This window comes from Wohlfahrtiimonas populi (assembly GCF_002006795.1).
GTDB lineage: Bacteria > Pseudomonadota > Gammaproteobacteria > Cardiobacteriales > Wohlfahrtiimonadaceae > Wohlfahrtiimonas > Wohlfahrtiimonas populi.
The window spans coordinates 32,302-53,035 of the sequence record NZ_MVDN01000004.1 but is presented as its reverse complement, the minus strand read 5'-3'; the positions used below and the strand labels follow the sequence as shown (position 1 = coordinate 53,035).

The 20,734-nt window shown below is 37.6% G+C and carries 20 protein-coding genes, 3 tRNA genes and 1 pseudogene; 20 read left to right on the top strand and 4 right to left on the bottom strand.

Translation table 11 applies throughout. The features are described 5' to 3' along the window. Positions 1-5: 5 nt before the first annotated feature. From BZK16_RS06020 to BZK16_RS06010, 3 genes are all read left to right on the top strand, one after another. Complete coding sequence (locus tag BZK16_RS06020; protein ID WP_077928002.1) at positions 6-581, top strand: DUF922 domain-containing protein; 576 nt, start codon at positions 6-8, stop codon at positions 579-581. 93 nt (positions 582-674) lie between these two features. Continuing rightward, a complete protein-coding gene (locus BZK16_RS06015) occupies positions 675-1,034 on the top strand; it encodes a type IV pilus modification PilV family protein (RefSeq protein ID WP_077928001.1) in 360 nt (119 codons plus the stop codon). 10 nt (positions 1,035-1,044) lie between these two features. Then, a complete protein-coding gene (locus tag BZK16_RS06010; protein ID WP_077928000.1) occupies positions 1,045-1,653 on the top strand; it encodes a hypothetical protein in 609 nt (202 codons plus the stop codon). 40 nt (positions 1,654-1,693) lie between these two features. Here BZK16_RS06010 and yhbY read toward each other — a convergent pair whose 3' ends face one another. Then, a complete protein-coding gene (yhbY, locus tag BZK16_RS06005) occupies positions 1,694-1,993 on the bottom strand; it encodes a ribosome assembly RNA-binding protein YhbY (protein ID WP_408645564.1) in 300 nt (99 codons plus the stop codon). A gap of 7 nt (positions 1,994-2,000) precedes the next feature. Here yhbY and BZK16_RS06000 point away from each other — a divergent pair, with 7 nt between their 5' ends. The 9 genes from BZK16_RS06000 (at position 2,001) to BZK16_RS05960 (ending at position 10,906) form a co-directional block, all read left to right on the top strand. Beyond that, positions 2,001-2,264 carry a hypothetical protein gene (locus BZK16_RS06000; RefSeq protein ID WP_077927998.1) on the top strand — a complete coding sequence of 88 codons (264 nt, stop codon included), beginning with the start codon at positions 2,001-2,003 and terminating at the stop codon, positions 2,262-2,264. Next, complete coding sequence (locus BZK16_RS05995; protein ID WP_077927997.1) at positions 2,264-2,977, top strand: 16S rRNA pseudouridine(516) synthase; 714 nt, start codon at positions 2,264-2,266, stop codon at positions 2,975-2,977. Before BZK16_RS06000 ends, BZK16_RS05995 begins: the two co-directional genes overlap by 1 nt. 15 nt (positions 2,978-2,992) lie before the next feature. Continuing rightward, positions 2,993-3,628: a 23S rRNA (uridine(2552)-2'-O)-methyltransferase RlmE gene (gene rlmE / locus BZK16_RS05990; protein WP_077927996.1), complete on the top strand. Its 636-nt coding sequence runs from the start codon at positions 2,993-2,995 to the stop codon at positions 3,626-3,628. 141 nt (positions 3,629-3,769) lie between these two features. Next, a complete protein-coding gene (ftsH, locus tag BZK16_RS05985; protein ID WP_077927995.1) occupies positions 3,770-5,647 on the top strand; it encodes an ATP-dependent zinc metalloprotease FtsH in 1,878 nt (625 codons plus the stop codon). Positions 5,648-5,777: 130 nt separating this feature from the next. Beyond that, complete coding sequence (locus BZK16_RS05980) at positions 5,778-7,145, top strand: amino acid permease (protein ID WP_198932437.1); 1,368 nt, start codon at positions 5,778-5,780, stop codon at positions 7,143-7,145. Positions 7,146-7,167: 22 nt separating this feature from the next. Next, positions 7,168-9,093: a peptidase U32 family protein gene (locus BZK16_RS05975; protein WP_077927994.1), complete on the top strand. Its 1,926-nt coding sequence runs from the start codon at positions 7,168-7,170 to the stop codon at positions 9,091-9,093. 61 nt (positions 9,094-9,154) lie between these two features. Then, positions 9,155-9,230 (top strand) — tRNA-Val (locus BZK16_RS05970). A 124-nt stretch (positions 9,231-9,354) separates the two neighbouring features. Next, positions 9,355-9,430, top strand: a tRNA-Val gene (locus tag BZK16_RS05965). A 123-nt stretch (positions 9,431-9,553) separates the two neighbouring features. Beyond that, entirely contained in the window at positions 9,554-10,906 is a 1,353-nt protein-coding gene (locus BZK16_RS05960; RefSeq protein ID WP_077927993.1) for a uracil-xanthine permease family protein, read from the top strand. 77 nt (positions 10,907-10,983) lie between these two features. Here the strand turns inward: BZK16_RS05960 and BZK16_RS05955 are convergent, their stop codons facing one another. The 3 genes from BZK16_RS05955 to selA are packed head-to-tail and all read right to left on the bottom strand — an operon-like array spanning position 10,984 to position 14,472. Next, positions 10,984-11,334, bottom strand: coding sequence for a Spx/MgsR family RNA polymerase-binding regulatory protein (locus BZK16_RS05955; RefSeq protein WP_077927992.1), 351 nt, complete (start codon positions 11,332-11,334; stop codon positions 10,984-10,986). Positions 11,335-11,344: 10 nt separating this feature from the next. After that, positions 11,345-13,132 carry a selenocysteine-specific translation elongation factor gene (selB, locus tag BZK16_RS05950; protein ID WP_077927991.1) on the bottom strand — a complete coding sequence of 596 codons (1,788 nt, stop codon included), beginning with the start codon at positions 13,130-13,132 and terminating at the stop codon, positions 11,345-11,347. Next, positions 13,129-14,472: an L-seryl-tRNA(Sec) selenium transferase gene (gene selA, locus BZK16_RS05945; RefSeq protein WP_077927990.1), complete on the bottom strand. Its 1,344-nt coding sequence runs from the start codon at positions 14,470-14,472 to the stop codon at positions 13,129-13,131. Before selA ends, selB begins: the two co-directional genes overlap by 4 nt. Before the next feature lie 125 nt (positions 14,473-14,597). Here selA and BZK16_RS14250 point away from each other — a divergent pair. The 8 genes and pseudogenes from BZK16_RS14250 to BZK16_RS05910 all read left to right on the top strand — a co-directional run bounded on the left by BZK16_RS14250 (position 14,598) and on the right by BZK16_RS05910 (position 20,728). After that, positions 14,598-14,687, top strand: a tRNA-Sec gene (locus BZK16_RS14250). A 194-nt stretch (positions 14,688-14,881) separates the two neighbouring features. Next, complete coding sequence (locus BZK16_RS05940) at positions 14,882-15,184, top strand: VOC family protein (protein WP_077927989.1); 303 nt, start codon at positions 14,882-14,884, stop codon at positions 15,182-15,184. A gap of 64 nt (positions 15,185-15,248) precedes the next feature. Further along, positions 15,249-15,989, top strand: coding sequence for a VOC family protein (locus BZK16_RS05935; protein WP_408645562.1), 741 nt, complete (start codon positions 15,249-15,251; stop codon positions 15,987-15,989). Between the two features lie 13 nt (positions 15,990-16,002). Next, on the top strand, positions 16,003-17,463 hold the full coding sequence (locus tag BZK16_RS05930) for an alanine/glycine:cation symporter family protein (protein ID WP_077927987.1): 1,461 nt from the start codon (positions 16,003-16,005) through the stop codon (positions 17,461-17,463). Positions 17,464-17,578: 115 nt separating this feature from the next. Beyond that, a complete protein-coding gene (locus BZK16_RS05925) occupies positions 17,579-17,932 on the top strand; it encodes a hypothetical protein (protein WP_077927986.1) in 354 nt (117 codons plus the stop codon). Positions 17,933-18,289: 357 nt separating this feature from the next. Further along, positions 18,290-19,060 (top strand): annotated as a pseudogene (locus tag BZK16_RS05920) (NAD(P)-binding domain-containing protein); the annotation flags it as partial. Then, positions 19,050-20,336 carry an NAD(P)-binding domain-containing protein gene (locus BZK16_RS05915; protein ID WP_077927984.1) on the top strand — a complete coding sequence of 429 codons (1,287 nt, stop codon included), beginning with the start codon at positions 19,050-19,052 and terminating at the stop codon, positions 20,334-20,336. The pseudogene BZK16_RS05920 and the gene BZK16_RS05915, both read left to right, overlap by 11 nt. Positions 20,337-20,527: 191 nt before the next feature. Continuing rightward, a complete protein-coding gene (locus tag BZK16_RS05910) occupies positions 20,528-20,728 on the top strand; it encodes a hypothetical protein (protein WP_143691144.1) in 201 nt (66 codons plus the stop codon). Positions 20,729-20,734 lie beyond the last annotated feature (6 nt).

The window sequence follows — 20,734 nt, the reverse complement described above, 5'->3', positions numbered from 1 at the left end:
ATTGAATGCAAAACATTGCTGCTCTTATTAGTTTTTTAATGTTAGTTAACTTCGCTGATGGGTTAGAAGTTAATTTAACCAAAGAATATTATGATATTGCGCCTGCTAATGTTGGAATGATTAGGTTGGCGATGATGGAAGCTTCGCATTTGAGTGAGTCGACAGATGATAATCATACTGTTGGTGGCTATGAAGCATCCGCCATGATTAGTAGAATGAATCTGGTGTATGATAATGGGCAATGTAAAGCAAAAATTTTTGAAATGGAATTAAATGGCATCATGACATTGCCTCGTTTGAAAATGGGTAATTATCCTTTAAAGATTCGTCAAACTTTTGAAGATGAACAAATTGCATTAGAAAAACATGAAAATGTACATGCAGAGATTTGGCAAAGCTCTTTGAAAGGTTTTGAAGAAAAAGTACGCGGCATGATTGTTCAAGATAATGAAAATTGTGATCGGCTGATTAATGAGATTAATCAAGAAATGGCAAAAGTCTTAGATGAGATTTTGTACAGAAATTTGGAGTTTGATTGTATTAGCTATGGTGATCAATTGAAATTGTCCCAATGCCATTAATTCAGTTGATTATCTCAACACAACCGCAATGATTACTTAAATGCGAAATTTTGGTAGAATGATCAGAATACGCAGAGATAATTAGAGGGTAAAATGATAATAAAACAACAACAAGGCTCATTTCTACTAGAGTTCCTAATTGCTTTAGGAATTTTCTCTATTGCAATTGTTGGTTTAGTAAAGTTACAGAATCGAGCGATTTCAGATTTGGGAGATTTAGGTTCAGATATGGCGATTCCAATTTTGATTGATGATTTTACTGCAAGGCTTAATATTGCAGAAAATAATGATATAGATGTCAAATCTTTAAAAGAATTACAAGATACTGCAAAGGTCATGATGAAAGAAGTTGCATTGAAATCTAAAGATACTATTACTATTACAGATATACTTGATCCATCTAAAACCCATGACTATACGGTGGTGATTGATTATAGCGGAAGAGAGCACTAGGATTTAAATTATGAGGATACAAAAGCAATTACAAAAAGGTTTTATTCTCTTCATCACCTTGATGATGTTGATTATTTTTGCCATTTTAGGTATAGGCCTGTATCAACAGATAACAACTGCGACTTTAAATGTGCAATATGTGACGTTTAAACAAGAAGCAGAAGATCTGGCGATACAAGCATTAAATGAGTTAGAGGCGAATTTAAAAGTAACGATTAATGGGCAATCAAAATATCCAAAACGCGATATTTGTGGTGCCTTTGTTTTAGATAACAATGGTCAGCCAATTAAAGATTCGGATGGCAATAATATTTTGGCAAACAAGGTTGAAAATTGTGATCCGATTTCTGATGAAACAATCAATGAAGCATTAACAGAATTGAGAGAAACAGGTGGATTGACTGGCAGTACTGCAAATAAACCAGGATGGGAGAATCTTATTAGCCAAGGATTCAAAGGGACATTTTCTGGTGATGGTAGTGCTTTTTATATTATTCAACAATTAGGAAAAGATTCTGAAAATATAGGCTATTTATTATCTAGAATTACTATTATATCTAGAGTATTGGATAGTTATAGTGTGATTAGTGCAGTCTCAGCGGTGCCAGAGAAAGATTAATTGATAAAATAAAACCCTTGTGAAAACAAGGGTTTTATTTTTATTTATTCGAAAAGAAAATCTTTGGTGCTTCATGATTACGTTTAAATAGTGTGATCACATTGCCAATATGTTGAATCATTACGGCATTTAATGCAGCAGTAATTTCAGCAGCAATTTCTTTTTTTGTCTCGCGATCATCACCAGAGATACGGATTTTGATCAATTCATGATATTCTATAGCGCGTTCTGCTTCTGCTAAAAATGATTCAGTTACGCCTTTTTCACCCATAATTAATACAGGTTTCATTGAATGAGCGAGGCCTTTTAAAGCATGTATGTGTTCTTTTGTTAATTTCATTTGAGTCATGAATAACGATCCTAGTCTAAAAAAAGTGGAGGCAAGCTTAGCGCAACCACGAAGAATTCACCAGCTTTTCTTAAGTTTAAGAATGTTGGCTCTCATGTTTTTGGTTGCGGGTATAATCCTTGTGATCATTTTACCATTCTTTTCTTTATCTAAACGAGATGAATTTATCCTATTGATATTTTATGGTGTTGTGAGTGCTGGATTTTTAATGGCACGTGCACGCTCATTTATATTGGCATCAGAGCAAAAAAAAGAGCATTGATGCATCTTTATCAATATCTATTAACAGAGAAAAAGCTTTCTAAAAAAGCGATACATCAACTCATTAAATCCAATGTAATTTGTATTAATGGTAAAATTGCTACGGATGACAAAATAGAAGTAGATGGTTTATTGCATCAATTATCTATTCGTGGTGAAAATTGTGGTTTAACGCAACATTATTACTATATGTTGAATAAGCCTCAGGGATTGATTTCTGCGACACAAGATAAATCTTTGCCTACAGTTTGTGATCAGTTTTCAGAAAAAATTTGGCCGATTGGGCGATTGGATAGAAATACAGAAGGGCTATTACTATTAACAGATAATGGGCAATTAAGCTTTCGTTTGCCAATGCCACAATATAAAGTGGAAAAAACCTATCGAGTTAAAGTAAATGGTTTATTAACTTCTAAAGAAATTGAACAATTTGCATGCGGTATTGAGTTTTATAGTGGAATTTGTTGTGCACCTGCTAAACTAGAGATTATCTATGCGAATCAAAATGAAAGTGAAGCGTGGGTAACAATTACAGAAGGGAAGTTTCATCAAGTTAAAAAAATGTTTTTAGCTGTGAATTTATATGTAACTTATCTTCAAAGAATTCAGTATGGTCCGTTGAAATTGGATCATAATTTACAACCGGGCGAGTTCCGAGCATTATCCATTGAAGAAGTGAAAATGCTGTGGGATTGTGCCCAATTGCAATATTAAAAGTGATTTTAAAGTATGGGAAAAAAACGTACACCGAGTAGTTCTCGTTGGTTAAAAGAACATCATGATGATGAATATGTGTTGCGTGCACGTAACGAAGGCTGGCGCTCACGCGCGATTTATAAAATATCTGAGATGGATGAAAAAGATTTATTGTTCAAATCAGGTATGACGGTTGTAGACTTAGGTGCTGCACCAGGCAGTTGGTCACAATATGCGATGCATAAAGTGGGTCATAACGGCAAAGTGTTTGCATTGGATATTTTGCCAATGAGTGCAATTGCAGGTGTTGACATCATTACGGGTGACTTCCGTGAAGAATCTGTTTTAAACGAATTAGAAACTTTATTGGATGGTCGTAAGATTGATATCGTGATCTCAGACATGGCACCGAATACAAGTGGTGTGAAAGGTGTTGATCAGCCACGTATGATGTATTTATTGGAATTGGCTTTTGATTTTTCTATTCATCATTTGAAGCCAGGTGGAGATTTCTTGATGAAAATTTTCCAAGGTGAAGGCTTTGAAGAATATTTGAAAATGCTTCGTGCAAACTTCGATAAGGTATTGACAAGAAAGCCAAAAGCATCGCGTGCACGAAGTGCAGAGATTTATTTGTTAGCGCGTGGTTTTAAAGGTAAGCCAGAATAATTAATAACAGCTATTGAATTCGATAATTTCAGCCCCATTCTTGTCTGAATGATGACTAAATTAAAGATATTCGGTATAGTTGCAGTTTGAAATTTATTCTCATGAACGACAATTTTTTAACTTAGTATAGAGGTTAATCTTTTGAAATATAACGGAAGAGATATCATTGTTTTGATCGTTGCAATACTTGGTGTATTGCTTGTATTTCAAAACTTTGGCAGTTCCCCAGGACAGGGACTTGCGTATTCAGAATTTTTAAATGCCATTAATGATGGGCGTGTTAAGGAAGTAACAATCGCTGGACCAGAAATTAATGGTACATATAGCAGTGGGCAGCGTTTTACAACTTATAACCCTGAAACTAGCAATGGTATGTTGATTGATACATTGCGCGATAAGAACGTTACCATTGTAGGTAAAGAAATGCGTTCACGCGGAATTTTGTTATCCATCATCTTGAACTTATTACCAATCTTAATTTTATTTGGTTTAATCATGTTTATGATGCGCCAATCAGGCGGCGGTGGTAAAAATCCTATGAGCTTTGGTAAATCAAAAGCACGTATGTTATCAGCAGATGAAGTGAAAACTCGTTTCTCTGATGTTGCTGGTGCAGATGAAGCTAAGCAAGAAGTGGGAGAAGTTGTAGATTTCTTGAGAGACCCAACAAGATTCCAACGTTTAGGTGGAAAAATGCCAAAAGGTATTTTGATGGTTGGTCCACCAGGAACGGGTAAAACATTATTAGCAAAAGCAATTGCAGGCGAAGCTGGCGTACCTTTCTTTACGATTTCAGGTTCTGACTTCATGGAAATGTTTGTGGGCGTCGGTGCTGCACGTGTTCGTGATATGTTTGAACAAGCTAAAAAACATGCGCCATGCATTATTTTCATCGATGAAATCGATGCAGTTGGTCGTCACCGTGGTTCTGGTTTGGGTGGTGGTCATGATGAGCGTGAACAAACATTGAACCAAATGTTGGTAGAAATGGATGGCTTTGGTGATAACTCAGGCATCATCATCATTGCGGCAACAAACCGTGTGGATGTATTGGATCCTGCATTATTACGTCCAGGTCGTTTTGACCGTCAAGTGACAGTACCATTACCAGATATTAAAGGTCGTGAAGCAATCTTGAAAGTGCATTTGCGTAAAGTGCCGATCGCTTCTGATGTTGATATTTTGAGCTTAGCAAAAGGTACACCAGGTTTCTCAGGTGCGGATTTGGCAAACCTTGTGAATGAAGGTGCATTATTTGCAGCGCGTGAGAATAAAAATGAAGTTGGCATGGACGATATGGAAAATGCCAAAGATAAGATCTATATGGGTGCAGAGCGCCGTTCATTGATGATGACAGCAGATGAAATGAAGTTAACCGCTTATCATGAAGCTGGTCATGCAATCGTTGCTTATCGTTTGAAATCAGATCCTGTGTATAAAGTAACAATCATTCCACGTGGTCGTGCTTTGGGTGTGACTTGGACTTTACCTGAAAATGATAAAGTGAGTAACTCTCGCGAATGGTTGAATAACAAAATGGCGATGGTGTTTGGTGGTCGTATTGCTGAAGAGATTATCTTCGGTTATGACAATGTCACAACAGGCGCAATGAGTGATATTCAACATTCAACGGATATGGCTCGTAAGATGGTCACGAAATGGGGCTTATCTGACAAAGTTGGTTTCTTATTCTTCGGTGAAGGCGATGGCGGTATTGGCGGTCGTGGATCACGTCAAGAAATCATCTCTAACGAAACAGCACAATTGATTGATGAAGAAACTCGTCGCATTGTTGAATCTAACTATGCTAGAGCGAAGAAAGTATTGGAAGATGATATTGATCGCTTGCATCGCATGGCAGACATCTTGTTGGATGTTGAAACCATTGATGCTCAGCAAGTGGATGATATTATGAATGATCGTGAACTTAGTGATTCTTCATTGAATACAAAATCAAAAGATGATGGTAATAATGCTCCAAAAGCTGAACCAACACCACCAACTTTAGATTTTGCATAATCTACTTTGAATATAAAAAGCCTCTGTTATGACAGAGGCTTTTTTATGTTTGTTATTTAATATCGTCAGCCCTTTGTTATTTTTTTTAGATGACTTATCATGGCTACTTTATTACTCAAAAAAATGAATCATGGAAAATAAGCAAGCGCTCAAGCGCAATTTGAAAAATAGACATATCCAAATGATCGCATTGGGCGGTTGTATTGGTACAGGTCTATTTTACGGTACGGCAGAATCTATTCCATTAGCAGGTCCTGGTTTAATTTTGGGCTATTTGCTCGGTGGTTTTGTGATCTATATGATCATGCGAATGATTGGTGAAATGGCAACAGAAGAGCCTGTTTCAGGTGCTTTTAGCTACTTTGCAAATAAATACTGTGGAGAATATGCAGGATTCCTCGCAGGTTGGAATTATTGGTTGCTCTATATTTTAGTGAGCATGGCAGAACTATCAGCGATTGGTGTTTACATCACGAAGTGGTTTCCAGATTTTCCAATGTGGGCATCAGTGCTTGCGACCATTATCATCATCACATCCATTAACCTTGCCAGTGTGAAGTTTTTTGGTGAAACAGAGTTTTGGTTGGCTTTAATTAAAGTTTTAGCCGTTGTTGGTATGATTGTGTTCGGCATTTACTTAGTAGGCAAAGGCTTATTTGTTGAAACATCTACAGTAAAAGTTTCAAATCTTTGGGATCATGGCAGTGGTGGATTGAGTAATATCTTCCCGAATGGTTCTTGGGGTGTATGGGTTTCATTGGTGATTGTAATGTTCTCATTTGGTGGTACAGAAATGATCGCAATTGCAGCGGCTGAAACGGAAAACCCTGAGAAAACAATTCCAATTGCGATTAAACAAGTGATGTGGAGAATACTATTATTCTATGTAGGTTCAATCATCATCATGTTGGTATTGGTACCTTGGACAGATATTAAAGCAGGTATTAGCCCATTTGTATTGGTATTTGATCAATTAGGTTTGCCAAATGTTGCAGGCATTTTGAATTTCATTATTTTAACAGCGGCCATTTCCGTTTATAACAGCGGCATTTATAGTAATGGTCGTATGCTGTACGGTTTGGCTGAGCAAAGACACGCGCCTAAAGTATTTTTAAAATTAAGCAAAAATAGTGTGCCTTACGCTGCGATTTTATTCTCATCAGCAATTACATTGATCGCAGTTGTGATCAATCTTATGGTACCAAATGGTGCATTTATGATTGTGATGTCAGTTGCGATCGCAGCTGCTGTGATCACTTGGGGCTTAATCATCATCATGCATTTACGCTTCAGAAAAGCGCATACAGGTGAAAAATTAAAATTTAAAACACCATTTTTCCCTTATGTGAACTACTTTTGTTTAATCTTCTTATTGATTGTTGTGGGTGCAATGACGCAATTGGGTAGCTTCAAACCTGCGGTGTTTGTAATCCCTGCATGGTTAGCCATCACATTTGTGGGCTTTCAGATTAAAAAGAAAATGGACAAGAACGCTTAAGTAACTTTATAGATTTGTAGAAATGTTAAAACATAATCAATTAGAACTTTTAAGTCCTGCGCGCGATATCGAGATCGGGCGCGAGGCAATTTTGCATGGTGCAGATGCAGTTTATTTAGGTGGCCCAAGCTTTGGTGCACGTTATAATGCGGATAATAGCGTTTCGGATATTGCAAAGTTAGTGGATTTTGCATCGCAGTATCATGCAAAGATCTTTGTGACATTTAATACGATTTTGCATGACGATGAATTGGAAAAAGGCCGCAAGTTGATCCATGAATTGTATGATGCAGGCGTGGATGCTTTGATCGTGCAGGATATGGGTGTTCTCAAAATGGATATTCCACCCATTGAATTGCATGCTTCCACGCAAACGGATATCCGTACTTTAGATCGTGCAAAATTCCTATCAACAGTAGGTTTCTCTCAGTTGGTATTGGCGCGTGAATTGTCTTTAAAAGAGATCAAAGCCATCAATGACACTGTGGATACACCTTTAGAGTTCTTCATTCATGGTGCTTTATGCGTAGCGTTCTCTGGGCAATGTTATATTTCCCATGCGGATACAGGCCGAAGTGCAAATCGTGGTGATTGCTCACAAGCTTGCCGTTTGCCTTATACATTGAAAGATAAAGAAGGGCGCGTGGTTGCCTTTGATAAGCACTTATTATCTATGAAGGATAATAACCAAACAGAAAACTTGGGTGCGTTAGTGGATGCTGGCGTGCAATCCTTCAAGATTGAAGGGCGCTATAAAGATATGGCTTATTCTAAGAATATCACAGCACATTATCGCCAAATGTTGGATCAGTTTTTGGATGTCAATCCTGATTATTCTCGTAGTTCACTCGGTACAACAGTTCATCATTTTATCCCTAATCCTGATAAAACCTTCAATCGTGGTTCGACAGATTACTTTGTGAACGCGCGTAAAGATGATATCGGTGCGTTTGATTCACCGAAATTCCGCGGTGTTGAAGTGGGTGAAGTTTTAAAATTTGGTGGCAATCACTTGGAAGTTAAAACGGCAGAGCCTTTAGCGAATGGCGATGGTTTGAATGTATTGATTAAACGTGAAGTTGTCGGTTTCCGCGCAAGTGAAGTGAAAGAGATTGGCGATAAACATTATTTAGTTTATTGGCATGAAGAGGCGCCAGAGAATATTGATAAAGTCAAAGCAGGGCAGGTTTTGTACCGCAACGCAGATACAGCTTGGCAAAAACTATTAACACGTGAATCATCGAGCCGTAAGATTGGCATTGATATCATTTTCCAAGAAACTGATGGCAAATATGATTTAGTGATGATTGGTGAAGATGGCTTAGCTGTGACTTATCCAATCGAAGGTGAATTTGAAGCTGCCAATAATGTTGAAAAAACATTGCAAGGTTTAGAAGAAGGTTTGCAGAAGTTGGGCGAAACAATTTTTGAAGCCAAAAGCGTGACGGTGAATGTTAAAACAGCACCATTCATGCCTAAAAGCTTGTTGAATCAGATTCGTCGTGATGCTATTGAACAATTGCGTGTTGCTTATGTTGAAAGCAATGAACGTGGCGTTCGTTTGTATGAAAGTGAAGATAAAGCTGCGTATCCTTCTGAGCATATTACATACTTAGAGAATGTTTATAATCAGAAAGCGCGTGAATTTTATGAAGAGCATGGCGTAAAATTAATCGAGCCAGCGTATGAAGCTCACCAAGAAAAAGGTGAAGTGCCTGTGATGATCACTAAACACTGCTTACGTTTTGCGTATAATTTATGTCCAAAACAAGCGAAAGGTGTGAAAGGTGTTCAAGGGCAAGTTCGTGCTGAGCCGATGGTTTTAATGCATCAAGATGAGGAAATTCGCTTAGAATTCAAATGCCGACCATGCGAAATGCATGTAATGGGTAAGATCAAACCACACATTTTGAAATCTGCTTTGGTTGGTAGTGAGCAAGGTGTTTAATATTTAATCAATAATAAAATTGACAGCACATGATTCATTCGATATTATGTGCACCTCTTTCGGGTAGTTAGCTCAGCTGGTAGAGCATCGCCCTTACAAGGCGAGGGTCGGGGGTTCGATCCCCTCACTACCCACCATATCGAAAGACTAGAGAAATCTAGTGTTGTATTGCTTAAGTCGTTAGCAAGTTGATTGGTAAAAAATTGATCATCAAAAGAGATTGACATGATCAGAACCATTCAGTATTATACGCACCTACTCGGGTAGTTAGCTCAGCTGGTAGAGCATCGCCCTTACAAGGCGAGGGTCGGGGGTTCGATCCCCTCACTACCCACCATAATAGAAAGGCTAGATGAAAATCTAGCCTTTTTTATTTGTTTTAATTATATAAATAAATATCTGCTTGCCTTTTTTTCTATCAAGATTACAATGCGCATTTTGCGATCAGGAGAATCCTAGAATGTCAGAGCAGGCTGTCAAAAGTGACCTAATTTATGGTTTAGAAGATAAACCGCCATTACCCCAAACCATCTTTGCAGCTTTTCAGCACCTTCTAGCGATGTTTGTTGCGGTGATCACACCATCAATGATCATTTGTCAGGCTTTGAGTTTGTCTGCGCATGATACTCAGCGCATCATTAGTATGTCTTTATTTGCATCAGGCGTTGCATCATTGATTCAAATTCGTAAGTGGGGACCAGTTGGATCTGGTCTTTTGTCTATTCAGGGTACGAGTTTTAACTTTGTTGCACCACTCATCATGGGCGGTACAGCGTTAAAAACAGGTGGATTAGACGATAACGCAATGATGGCCGCTTTATTTGGCACATTATTGGTCGCAGCAATGACGGAAGTGATTTTATCTCGCACATTGCATTTAGCGCGCCGCATCATCACACCTTTAGTTTCAGGGATTGTGGTAATGATCATCGGTTTATCGTTGATTCAAGTAGGTTTAACATCCATCGGTGGTGGTTATGATGCATTGGCGGATAACACATTTGGCTCACCAAAATATTTATTATTAGCAGCATCTGTTTTAGCTGTAATCATTTTATTGAATCGCCAGAAAAATCCTTACTTACGTATTGCTTCATTAGTGATTGCAATGGCTGTGGGTTATATCGTTGCATGGGCAATTGATATGTTGCCAAATAAAGTATTGGAAGAAGTACCAACGATCGCAATTCCTGAACCTTTCTATTATGGCTTGTCATTTGATTGGAACTTGTTATTACCATTGATCTTAATCTTTATGGTGACATCATTGGAAACGATTGGTGATATTACAGCAACATCAGATGTATCGGATCAGCCTGTGGAAGGTCCTTTGTATATGAAACGCTTAAAAGGCGGTGTTTTAGCGAATGGTTTGAATTCAATGGTTTCGGCAGTATTCAATACATTCCCAAATTCATGTTTTGGTCAAAATAACGGCGTGATTCAGTTAACAGGTGTTGCAAGTCGTCATGTTGGTTTTGTTGTTTCGGGCATGTTAATTTTATTGGGCTTATTCCCAGCAGTTGCACAGTTTGTTCAGCGCATTCCAGAGCCAGTTTTAGGTGGTGCAACATTAGTAATGTTCGGTACGATTGCGGCTTCAGGTGTTCGTATTGTTTCTCGTGAAGCATTGAATCGTCGTGCAATTATGATCATGGCTTTATCATTAGCAGTTGGTATGGGTGTTTCTCAGCAACCTATGATTCTGCAATTTGCACCAGATATGATTAAAACATTGTTCTCATCAGGCATTGCAGCAGGTGGTTTCACCGCGATTATCTTGAATTTAATCTTCCCAAAAGATGATAAATAATTAATTTATGAGATTTAATTAAATAAAGCTTCTCACCTAGGGTGAGAAGCTTTATTTTTTGTATGAATCTTTATGGATTATTGAAAGTGCTTTGCCCAGTCTTCAGCTTTAAAGCCAATCAGTGTTGCTTTGCCATCTTGAGCTAAAATAGGGCGCTTAACCATGCTGAGGTTGCTTAAAATTAGTGGAATAGCAGTATCTGCTGATTCACACAATACTTTTTCATCATCTGATAACTTGCGCCATGTTGTGCCACGTTTATTGATCACAACATCCAAGCCAAAAGCATCAATCCAATGTTGAATGGTTGCTGTTTCTACAGTAATTTTTTTGAAATCTTGAAATGTGTATTCAATATTGTTGTCAGCGAGCCAAACTCGCGCTTTTTTCACTGTGTCGCAGTTGGGAATGCCATAAACTTCAATCATTTTAACTCCTTTAATTCTCTACATATTCTTTGCAAACTTCACGATCATTTTCGATGCGTTTTACCCAGCCATCTTTTTCCATACGGTTCAATAGAGGAATAAATTGTTTGCGGGAAAGCTCAATGCGTTCTCTTGCATCTGCGATCGTAAATAACTCGCCGATTGTACGGTTGATCATGATCTGTTTCACAATGCCGTTATAAACCTCTAAGGCGAAGAAAATATCATCTTCTGTTGGCACAATGAGGTCTTTCTCTGTCAATGCACGCAGTAAGCGTTTAATACCTACAATGCGAGATTTCCCTGCTTCAAAGCCTGAAATGCCACAAGCTTTAATATCATCATATAAATTTTGGAGATTATCAGGCAGAGCATCACTCGAAAGATTGAACGAATTAACAATGCCACCTTTGATTTTCTGCCATTCGTTACTCGCGCAACCTTGATCAATCATTGCTTCTGTTAATGTGAGCGGATGCTGAATGTTTTTAGCAATGTCCTCAATTGTCATCGCGCTGATGGCATTATTCAATACATTTGCACAAGCATCATGAAGTTTTGCCTTGGCTTTAGGTAAAATCCACCAAGCACCTAAAACTTCTGAATGATCAGGCTGCTTAATATTGGCATGACGCAAAGTATAACCATTGAGCTGAATTTCTAAGGCAATTTTGGATTCTAAATCTGCACTTTTGATGTTGATGGTTGTGAGCGCTTCTTGTAATAGGTTTCGTAATTTAGGGTTCAAAGGATGTAACCATGCAACTTTACCTGAACCAATGATTCGGCTACCACCATGTTGAATGATCAACATGGGTTGTCCCCAAAATGCAGGAATTGCTTCTTCCAATTGTAATCTAGCCAATTGCCCATCCGCATAGACAAAGCATTTTGCTTGTGTGTGTGATGTACCTAATGCAATTTCCACCACGCCTTGTTTCTTCAATGAACTGCTGAATTGTGGATCGAGTTGTACAATCCAATCTGTGCTCATGGTAATCGCATCAGGATTGGCAACTAAGCAACTGCCACGGCTGACAGATTTCTTATTCACTTGCTTTAAGCCTACAGCCGTTCGTGAATATGGCTCTGCAATTTCCACTTGGCTGTGATAACGCTGGAGGGATCTGACTTTAACAGGCTGATTGCCAGGGAATAACGTTAATGTATCATTTTCTTTAATTTCAGCGCCACGCAATGTACCTGTGATTGTTGTGCCAATGCCATTGACTGAAAACACACGATCCACATATAAATGAGCACCATGATCCAATTCATCACGTTCAGGTAGATTTTGGGTTTTTTCCACAATGACTTGTTTGAGTTGTTCTATGTTCTGGCCAGTATGAGCACTAACATGCACAACATCAGGTAATGTTCCCATTGTGTCCAAGAAATGCTCTAGAGTTTCATCTTCCACTAATTGTAATTGTGCTTTATCTACTAAATCACATTTAGTGAGTACAAGAATGCACTCACGCTTCCCCATTGCAGTGATGATTCGTAAATGCTCCATGGATAATGGCGCCCAGCCTTCATCGGCAGAAACCACAAATAAAACTAAATCCAAACCCCAAACTGCACTCACCATGTTACGAATGAAACGTTCATGCCCAGGAACATCGATGATGCCAATTTTATCACCACGTGGTGATGTGAAATGAGCAAAGCCCAAATCAATCGTCATTGATCGCTCTAATTCTTGTGGTAAGCGAGAAGGATTAATGCCTGTGAGTGCATGAATGAGTGAAGATTTACCGTGGTCAACATGGCCTGCGGTTCCGATAACTGCATTCATTGTTCATCCTTTAGCTCAGTTAATACTTGAGCAACATAATCATATTCAGAAGAGAGAAGTGAAATAGGGTAAATTAAAACTTTGCCTTGATGAATCACGCCAATGATGGCTGTGGGTTGATCGCGAAGCAAAGTTAATAGATCATCTGCGGATTGCTTAGATTGAACTTCTAAAGCATACGTTGGGTATTTGGCTTTTGGCGTTGTACCACCGCCCACAAGAAATTCAGACTTAATCACTTTGACATTATTGCCAATTTTTTGGGCTAGCTCTTCAGCCAATGATTTATGCCAACTTAAAGGTTGTTTCAAAGCCCATTCTGTACGATTGGCAGCACTATTTTTATCATTCAGTTGCGTGATCAATAATGCTTCTAATAATGCGTAAGTTTCTTTGCCAGGGCGAAAAACTCGCATCATAGGGTGCTTTTTAATTTTCTGAATATATTCTTGCTTGCCAATGATGATACCAGCTTGTGGGCCACCAACCATTTTATCGCCTGAGAACGAGATGATATCTGCGCCTAATTTTTCATAATAACTCACAGTTGTTTCATCGCGTAACAATGGCGATTGATTGCCTGAGCCCTGATCGACGACGAGCATGACATGTTCAGGTAAATGCTTTCTGAGTTCTTTGGGGTCAACTTGTTCTGTGAATCCCTCAATGTAATAATTGGATTGATGCACCAATAACACCATCGCAGTATTTTCTGTCACAGCATTTAAATAATCATCCAGTGTTGTGATATTTGTTGTGCCAACTTCTTTCATGATTGCGCCCGATTCTTCTAGAATATCAGGAATACGAAAGCCACCACCAATTTGAACTTGCTCACTACGGGATATAATCACTTCTTTGCCAATGGCAAAGGCTTTCAATATCAAATGAACGGCTGCGGCATTGTTATTGACGATGACATTGTCATCACCACCAAAATAAGCGCGAATCACGCGATTAAGCATGCCCATGCGGTTACCGCGTTTGCCATCAATTAGGCTGAATTCTAAATTAGAATAACGGCAAACGGTTTCACTTGCTTGATGCCAAATAGATTGATTAATCGGTGAACGACCAAGATTTGTATGTACTAAAATCCCTGTGCCATTGATCACTGGCTGAGTTTTTTCACGCATCACGAGTTGTAGTTGCTGAGTGATTTGTGCTGTTAATTCATCTAAATCCACAGCACGCTGTGCTTCCATAATGTGGTTTTTGTATTGATCAATCGTAGTGCGAATGATCTCACTCACAATAGGGCGGCCCAATGTTGTGATGTAAGAAGAAAATTCAGGGCGATCTAACAGTTTGCCCACCTGAATGATGTTGGATAATTGCACGGTCTTCGCCTATTTTTCTAATGACAGTATTGGTTGATTATAATTGAAAAATTGAGAGAAAGGGCGCTGAATCAATCTACAGTGAGAAATTTGTGAATTGTCATATCGAATGTTATAGTACACGCGGAAGTAAATGGGTCCTGGGGGCTCCGCGGTCTTCAACACCGTTGTCAGCCTATCGGCTGAGGTAGGTTCGATTCCTGCTGCTTCCGCCATATTTTAAGCCCTGATTTATCAGGGCTTTTTCAATTTTAAAACTTCCATTTCGTGAGATTTTATACAGGGAGCTTTCTGATAATACGTTGCCTAAAAAGCAACAATAATCTCAAAACCCTTTATTGTTGTTCTCATTTTTATTCACATATACTCCATTTAAGCACCAAATAATATGGGCTATTAAAGAATAAATATGGAGGAGTATATGGATAAAGTTAGCAAAGAGCGGTTTGGTATTGATCATCCTCTAGTTACTGTGAGGGATCATACTCGTATATTAGAAAATTATAGAAAACTCGGATTTAATTTATCACCTATTAGTTATCACCCTTGGGGAACAGTCACTAGTTTAGTGATGTTTGCAAAAAATTTTATTGAGTTGATTTCGGTGGATGACAGAAGCAAGTTTCATATCAATGGTAAAAATTCTTTTTGCTTTGGTGATAATTTAGATAAATTTTNTGAGGGATCATACTCGTATATTAGAAAATTATAGAAAACTCGGATTTAATTTATCACCTATTAGTTATCACCCTTGGGGAACAGTCACTAGTTTAGTGATGTTTGCAAAAAATTTTATTGAGTTGATTTCGGTGGATGACAGAAGCAAGTTTCATATCAATGGTAAAAATTCTTTTTGCTTTGGTGATAATTTAGATAAATTTTTACAAAGAGAAGAAGGTGTTGCATTGTTGGCCTTATATAGCGGCAATGCAGATCAAGATTATGAATTACTATTGAAAAATGGTTTGGTGAGCCAAGGTCGAGTTGATTTTAGACGAGCGATTAAAACGCCTAAAGGCCCTGATGAAGCAGTTGTGTCGCTAGCTTTATTCATTGATTCTCAAAATCCAGATTTATCAAATTTTATCTGTCAGCAACACAAGCCAGAATTGATTTGGGTACCAGAATGGCAAAAGCACATCAACCAAGTGAATGGTATTACTCAGATCATTTATATTGGTGATTTATCTATCATTGAACAACGTTGGAGAGCTTTATATGGTGATAAAGTTCAAGTGCGAGCAGGAAAAGTAGAAGTAGATACGACATCAAGCTTATTGATAGGTATGAAGGAGCAGGATTTTATTAATCAATATCCCAATATTTCTTTGCCTAAATGGGAGAGTGATACAATTCATGCTGTTCTCATTCAAGTAAATACCTTATCTCTAGATATTGTTAAGGATATTGTTCTCGCAGAGAACATTAATAGTCATATAACTCATGATTCTGTTTTGATTAGCCCAGATTTTACAGGCAATGTCATTTTAGAATTTGTAGAAACTCATACATCGTGAAGTGAGGTGGGCTATGGACTTATCAACAATAGTAAATTGGTTAAATGGTTGGGTATGGAGTAAGGCTTTAATTATTACATGCTTATCTTTAGGGATATATTTTTCTTGTAGAATACGTTTTGCACAAATTAGACATTTACCTAAATTCTTTCATTTAGTATTAGATAAAAAGAGTTCTCAGGCGGGATTATCATCCTTTCAGGCCTTAGCAATTTCTGTGGCAGGTCGAGTAGGTGTTGGAAATATCGCTGGTGTTGCTGCGGCTATTACATATGGCGGTCCTGGTGCACTATTTTGGATGTGGGTCGTTGCATTTTTCGGAGCTGGCACAGCTTTTGTTGAGTCAACATTGGCACAAATTTATAAAGAAAAATATAACGATGAATTTCGTGGTGGCCCAGCTTTTTATATTGAAAAAGGTCTAAAAAATAAACCATTAGCAATTGCATTTGCGATATCTGCAATGATTGCCTGTGGCTTTTTAATCCCAGGTATTCAAGCTAATGCGGTTGCAGAAAGTTTAAAAATTGCATTTGGTTTAGATGTTTATATTTCTGCTGTCATCATGGCTGTGATGCTCGGTTTTATCATTATGGGTGGTGTTCATAGAATTGCAAAATTCTCTGAAATTATAGTACCTGTCATGGCAATAGGATATATCCTAATGGCCATCATTGTGATTATCATGAATATTGGCAAGGTTCCCGAAGTCGTTACTCTAGTTGTAAAATCTGCATTTGGTGCTGATGCAACATTTGGTGCTCTATTAGGTTTGGCTGTTGAATGGGGTATTAAAAGAGGTGTTTATTCAAATGAAGCAGGTATGGGGACAGGGGCGCATGCAGCCGCTGCTGCGAGTGTAAGTCATCCTGCTAAACAGGGGCTTGTGCAATCTTTCTCAGTATTCATTGATACTTTATTAGTATGTAGTGCAACTGGCATCATGTTAATTATGACTGGGAAATACAATACTTTAAATCCCGCTGTGGAGAAAGGTTTTCTGTATGAAGGTATTCCAGGAATAGGCATGGGATCTGGTTATTCTCAATTGGCTGTCGAAACAGCATTCCCTGGATTTGGATCAGCATTCATTGCTATAGCACTATTTTTCTTTGCATTTACATCTTTAGTTGCGTTTTATTATATTGCAGAAACAAATTTGATTTATTTAAAGCGGTATAAAACATTAATCTGGGCAGCACCAATATTGAAAGTAGTTATGGTTATTATGGTTGGATATGGCGCAATGAAAACTGCTGATTTTGCTTGGGCTATGGGCGATCTAGGATGTGGAATTATGGCATGGTTAAATATAATTTCTATCATCCTATTACATAAACCTGCCATTAATGCTCTGAAAGATTATGAATCTCAGGTTAAATCAGGTAAGGAAGTGGAGTATGACTTTCCTTATATGCAGGAAGAGCGGCAAATGGCAGAAAGGAATGTTGTAAATACAGAGATAGCAAAATAAAATATCCCTGCATGCTTATTATTTTAAGCTCTGATCTATCAGGGCTTTTTATTATTTAAAAAATTTTTATTAAAATAGTGTATTGTTAGTTGTTTTATAATAAAAAGAGATCGTTATGCTGAAAATATTAATGGCTTCTATTATGGCATTATCATTTTTTAATCTATCATTTGGGGAAATTTTGGATAAAGGTATTGCCTGTGTTATGCCACAAAAAAGTGATGGTTCGTACAGCTCAGCACATCGTTTGAGATATGTTGTGGTTTCAGGCGAGTACATTAACGAAGGTACAAAATCTCAGAATTATAATCCCAATGTGAATTATGCCGTAACAGAATGGCCGAATGATGAATTCAGTGTTTTTTATATCGCCTTTGATTCTGAATTATTACCTGTAGATTTAATTACAAAAGATGAAAGAGGGCGCGTACATAAGATCAAAAAAGCTTATACAACACAGTGTTCGTAAGTCAGAATTGATAAAATTTATTGTAAAAATTCATAATAATTTGTATTGATTTGTTATAAAAATAATCAATAGATTAACTATTTTCATAAAAGAAAAATAATATTTTCAGATGGATGTGGATATTGAGTTATCCACACACTCATTTGACTTAGGTCAAANGAATTGATAAAATTTATTGTAAAAATTCATAATAATTTGTATTGATTTGTTATAAAAATAATCAATAGATTAACTATTTTCATAAAAGAAAAATAATATTTTCAGATGGATGTGGATATTGAGTTATCCACACACTCATTTGACTTAGGTCAAATAATTTTATACGGTAAAAGGTCCTCAACAAAAAAGGAGTATGTTTTGATCGAAAAGAAACGTATTGCAATTTTGGGCGCAGGTCCAAGCGGGTTAGCACAGCTACGTGCTTTTGAAGCAGCACGATTACAAGGTGTAGAAAATTTACCAGAAATTGTGTGTTATGAAAAACAAAATGATATAGGGGGAATGTGGAATTATACATGGCGAACAGGGCTAGATAAGCATGGCGAACCTGTTCATGGCAGCATGTACCGTTATCTTTGGTCAAATGGTCCAAAAGAGTGTTTAGAGTTTGCAGATTACTCATTTGAAGAGCACTTTGGTCAGCCAATACCTTCTTATCCGCCTCGTGCAGTCTTAAAAGATTACATTATGGGGCGCATCAATAAACAAGACATTCGTAAATACATTAAATTTGAATGTCCTGTCCGCTGGGTAACATTCGATGATGAAACCCAAAAACTCACAGTCACTGTGATGAATCACAAAACAGAACAACAAGAAACAGAAGTATTTGATTATGTTGTCGTGGCAACGGGGCATTTCTCTACACCGAATATGCCATATTTTGAAGGTTTAGATCAGTTCCCAGGTAGAATTCTACATGCACATGATTTCCGCGATGCTTTGGAGTTTGAAGGGAGAGATATTCTTTTAGTGGGCAGTAGTTATTCTGCAGAAGATATCGCGACACAATGTTACAAATATGGTGCGAACTCTATTACGATCAGCTATCGTTCGAAGCCACTTGGTTTTGAATGGCCTGAAGGTATTAAAGAAGTTCCATTATTGACGCATTTTGATGGTAATATTGNCAGAAATTGTGTGTTATGAAAAACAAAATGATATAGGGGGAATGTGGAATTATACATGGCGAACAGGGCTAGATAAGCATGGCGAACCTGTTCATGGCAGCATGTACCGTTATCTTTGGTCAAATGGTCCAAAAGAGTGTTTAGAGTTTGCAGATTACTCATTTGAAGAGCACTTTGGTCAGCCAATACCTTCTTATCCGCCTCGTGCAGTCTTAAAAGATTACATTATGGGGCGCATCAATAAACAAGACATTCGTAAATACATTAAATTTGAATGTCCTGTCCGCTGGGTAACATTCGATGATGAAACCCAAAAACTCACAGTCACTGTGATGAATCACAAAACAGAACAACAAGAAACAGAAGTATTTGATTATGTTGTCGTGGCAACGGGGCATTTCTCTACACCGAATATGCCATATTTTGAAGGTTTAGATCAGTTCCCAGGTAGAATTCTACATGCACATGATTTCCGCGATGCTTTGGAGTTTGAAGGGAGAGATATTCTTTTAGTGGGCAGTAGTTATTCTGCAGAAGATATCGCGACACAATGTTACAAATATGGTGCGAACTCTATTACGATCAGCTATCGTTCGAAGCCACTTGGTTTTGAATGGCCTGAAGGTATTAAAGAAGTTCCATTATTGACGCATTTTGATGGTAATATTGCGCATTTTAAAGATGGCACAAGCCAAGAATTTGATGCCATTATTTTGTGTACTGGTTATCAATTTCACTTTCCATTTTTGGAAGATCGTTTGCGTTTACAAACGCACAATTGCCTCTATCCTGAAAATCTTTACAAAGGTATTTTCTGGCAGGAGCATCCTCAGTTAATTTATTTAGGTATGCAAGATCAATATTTCACATTCAATATGTTTGATGCTCAAGCATGGCTGGCTCGTGATTATATGATTGATCGTTTTGAATTACCGAATGAAGCAGATCGACAAGCGGATATGGATCAATGGCAAGCAACACGACAAGCTGCAAAAACTTGTTATGCATCAATTGATTTCCAAGCATCTTATGTTCGTGATCTAGTGAATTTAACTGATTACCCTGATTTTGCTGTTGAAAAACAAGCAGAAATTTTAAAAGAGTGGCAAGAGGATAAGAAGGAAGATATTATGGGATTCCGTGAAAAGTCTTATCGTTCCACACAAACTCAAACTTTGGCACCACAATTACCCAAGCCATGGTTAGAGATTAAAGATGATACTTTAGAGTATTTCTTATCTCTCAGTTTCGAACCTCTCAAAAAAGGGGCTTAAAAAGGGTAAGCACCAAGGCAGTGTCGCCTTGGTGTCACAGATATTTGTTAGCAGGTTGCTGTGACAGATAAATAGCTGTAGTATCTGTGCTTTCAAGGATGTGAGTATTTATGTATAAAAAGAAACATTTTTCAACGGTCAGTTTGGAAATTCGAAAAGATATTATTAATCAAAAATTGAAGGTGAGAGATATGTATGAAATGCAATATTCACCAACTTTAAACTTTGATGATCCTGATAATAAAGGTGCGATGATTACTAAAGCTTCATCGCCATTAAAATATACATATATTATGTCAATATTGATTGCAGATGTATTGGACCAACTAGTGGATGATGGTATTTTATTCTGTAATGAAGATGGCTATGGCATCAGAAAATTGCCTAAATAATATTTT

Coding starts and splice junctions, on each gene's coding strand:
- BZK16_RS05960 (WP_077927993.1), top strand. CDS start 9,554: ATGTCAGAGCAGGCTGTCAAAAGTGACCTAATTTATGGTTTAGAAGAT.
- BZK16_RS05995 (WP_077927997.1), top strand. CDS start 2,264: ATGCATCTTTATCAATATCTATTAACAGAGAAAAAGCTTTCTAAAAAA.
- selB (WP_077927991.1), bottom strand. CDS start 13,132: ATGAATGCAGTTATCGGAACCGCAGGCCATGTTGACCACGGTAAATCT.
- BZK16_RS05930 (WP_077927987.1), top strand. CDS start 16,003: ATGGACTTATCAACAATAGTAAATTGGTTAAATGGTTGGGTATGGAGT.
- BZK16_RS06000 (WP_077927998.1), top strand. CDS start 2,001: ATGAATAACGATCCTAGTCTAAAAAAAGTGGAGGCAAGCTTAGCGCAA.
- BZK16_RS06010 (WP_077928000.1), top strand. CDS start 1,045: ATGAGGATACAAAAGCAATTACAAAAAGGTTTTATTCTCTTCATCACC.
- BZK16_RS06015 (WP_077928001.1), top strand. CDS start 675: ATGATAATAAAACAACAACAAGGCTCATTTCTACTAGAGTTCCTAATT.
- yhbY (WP_408645564.1), bottom strand. CDS start 1,993: ATGAAATTAACAAAAGAACACATACATGCTTTAAAAGGCCTCGCTCAT.
- rlmE (WP_077927996.1), top strand. CDS start 2,993: ATGGGAAAAAAACGTACACCGAGTAGTTCTCGTTGGTTAAAAGAACAT.
- BZK16_RS06020 (WP_077928002.1), top strand. CDS start 6: ATGCAAAACATTGCTGCTCTTATTAGTTTTTTAATGTTAGTTAACTTC.
- BZK16_RS05935 (WP_408645562.1), top strand. CDS start 15,249: ATGTTTGCAAAAAATTTTATTGAGTTGATTTCGGTGGATGACAGAAGC.
- BZK16_RS05980 (WP_198932437.1), top strand. CDS start 5,778: ATGGAAAATAAGCAAGCGCTCAAGCGCAATTTGAAAAATAGACATATC.
- BZK16_RS05975 (WP_077927994.1), top strand. CDS start 7,168: ATGTTAAAACATAATCAATTAGAACTTTTAAGTCCTGCGCGCGATATC.
- BZK16_RS05910 (WP_143691144.1), top strand. CDS start 20,528: ATGTATGAAATGCAATATTCACCAACTTTAAACTTTGATGATCCTGAT.
- BZK16_RS05925 (WP_077927986.1), top strand. CDS start 17,579: ATGCTGAAAATATTAATGGCTTCTATTATGGCATTATCATTTTTTAAT.
- BZK16_RS05955 (WP_077927992.1), bottom strand. CDS start 11,334: ATGATTGAAGTTTATGGCATTCCCAACTGCGACACAGTGAAAAAAGCG.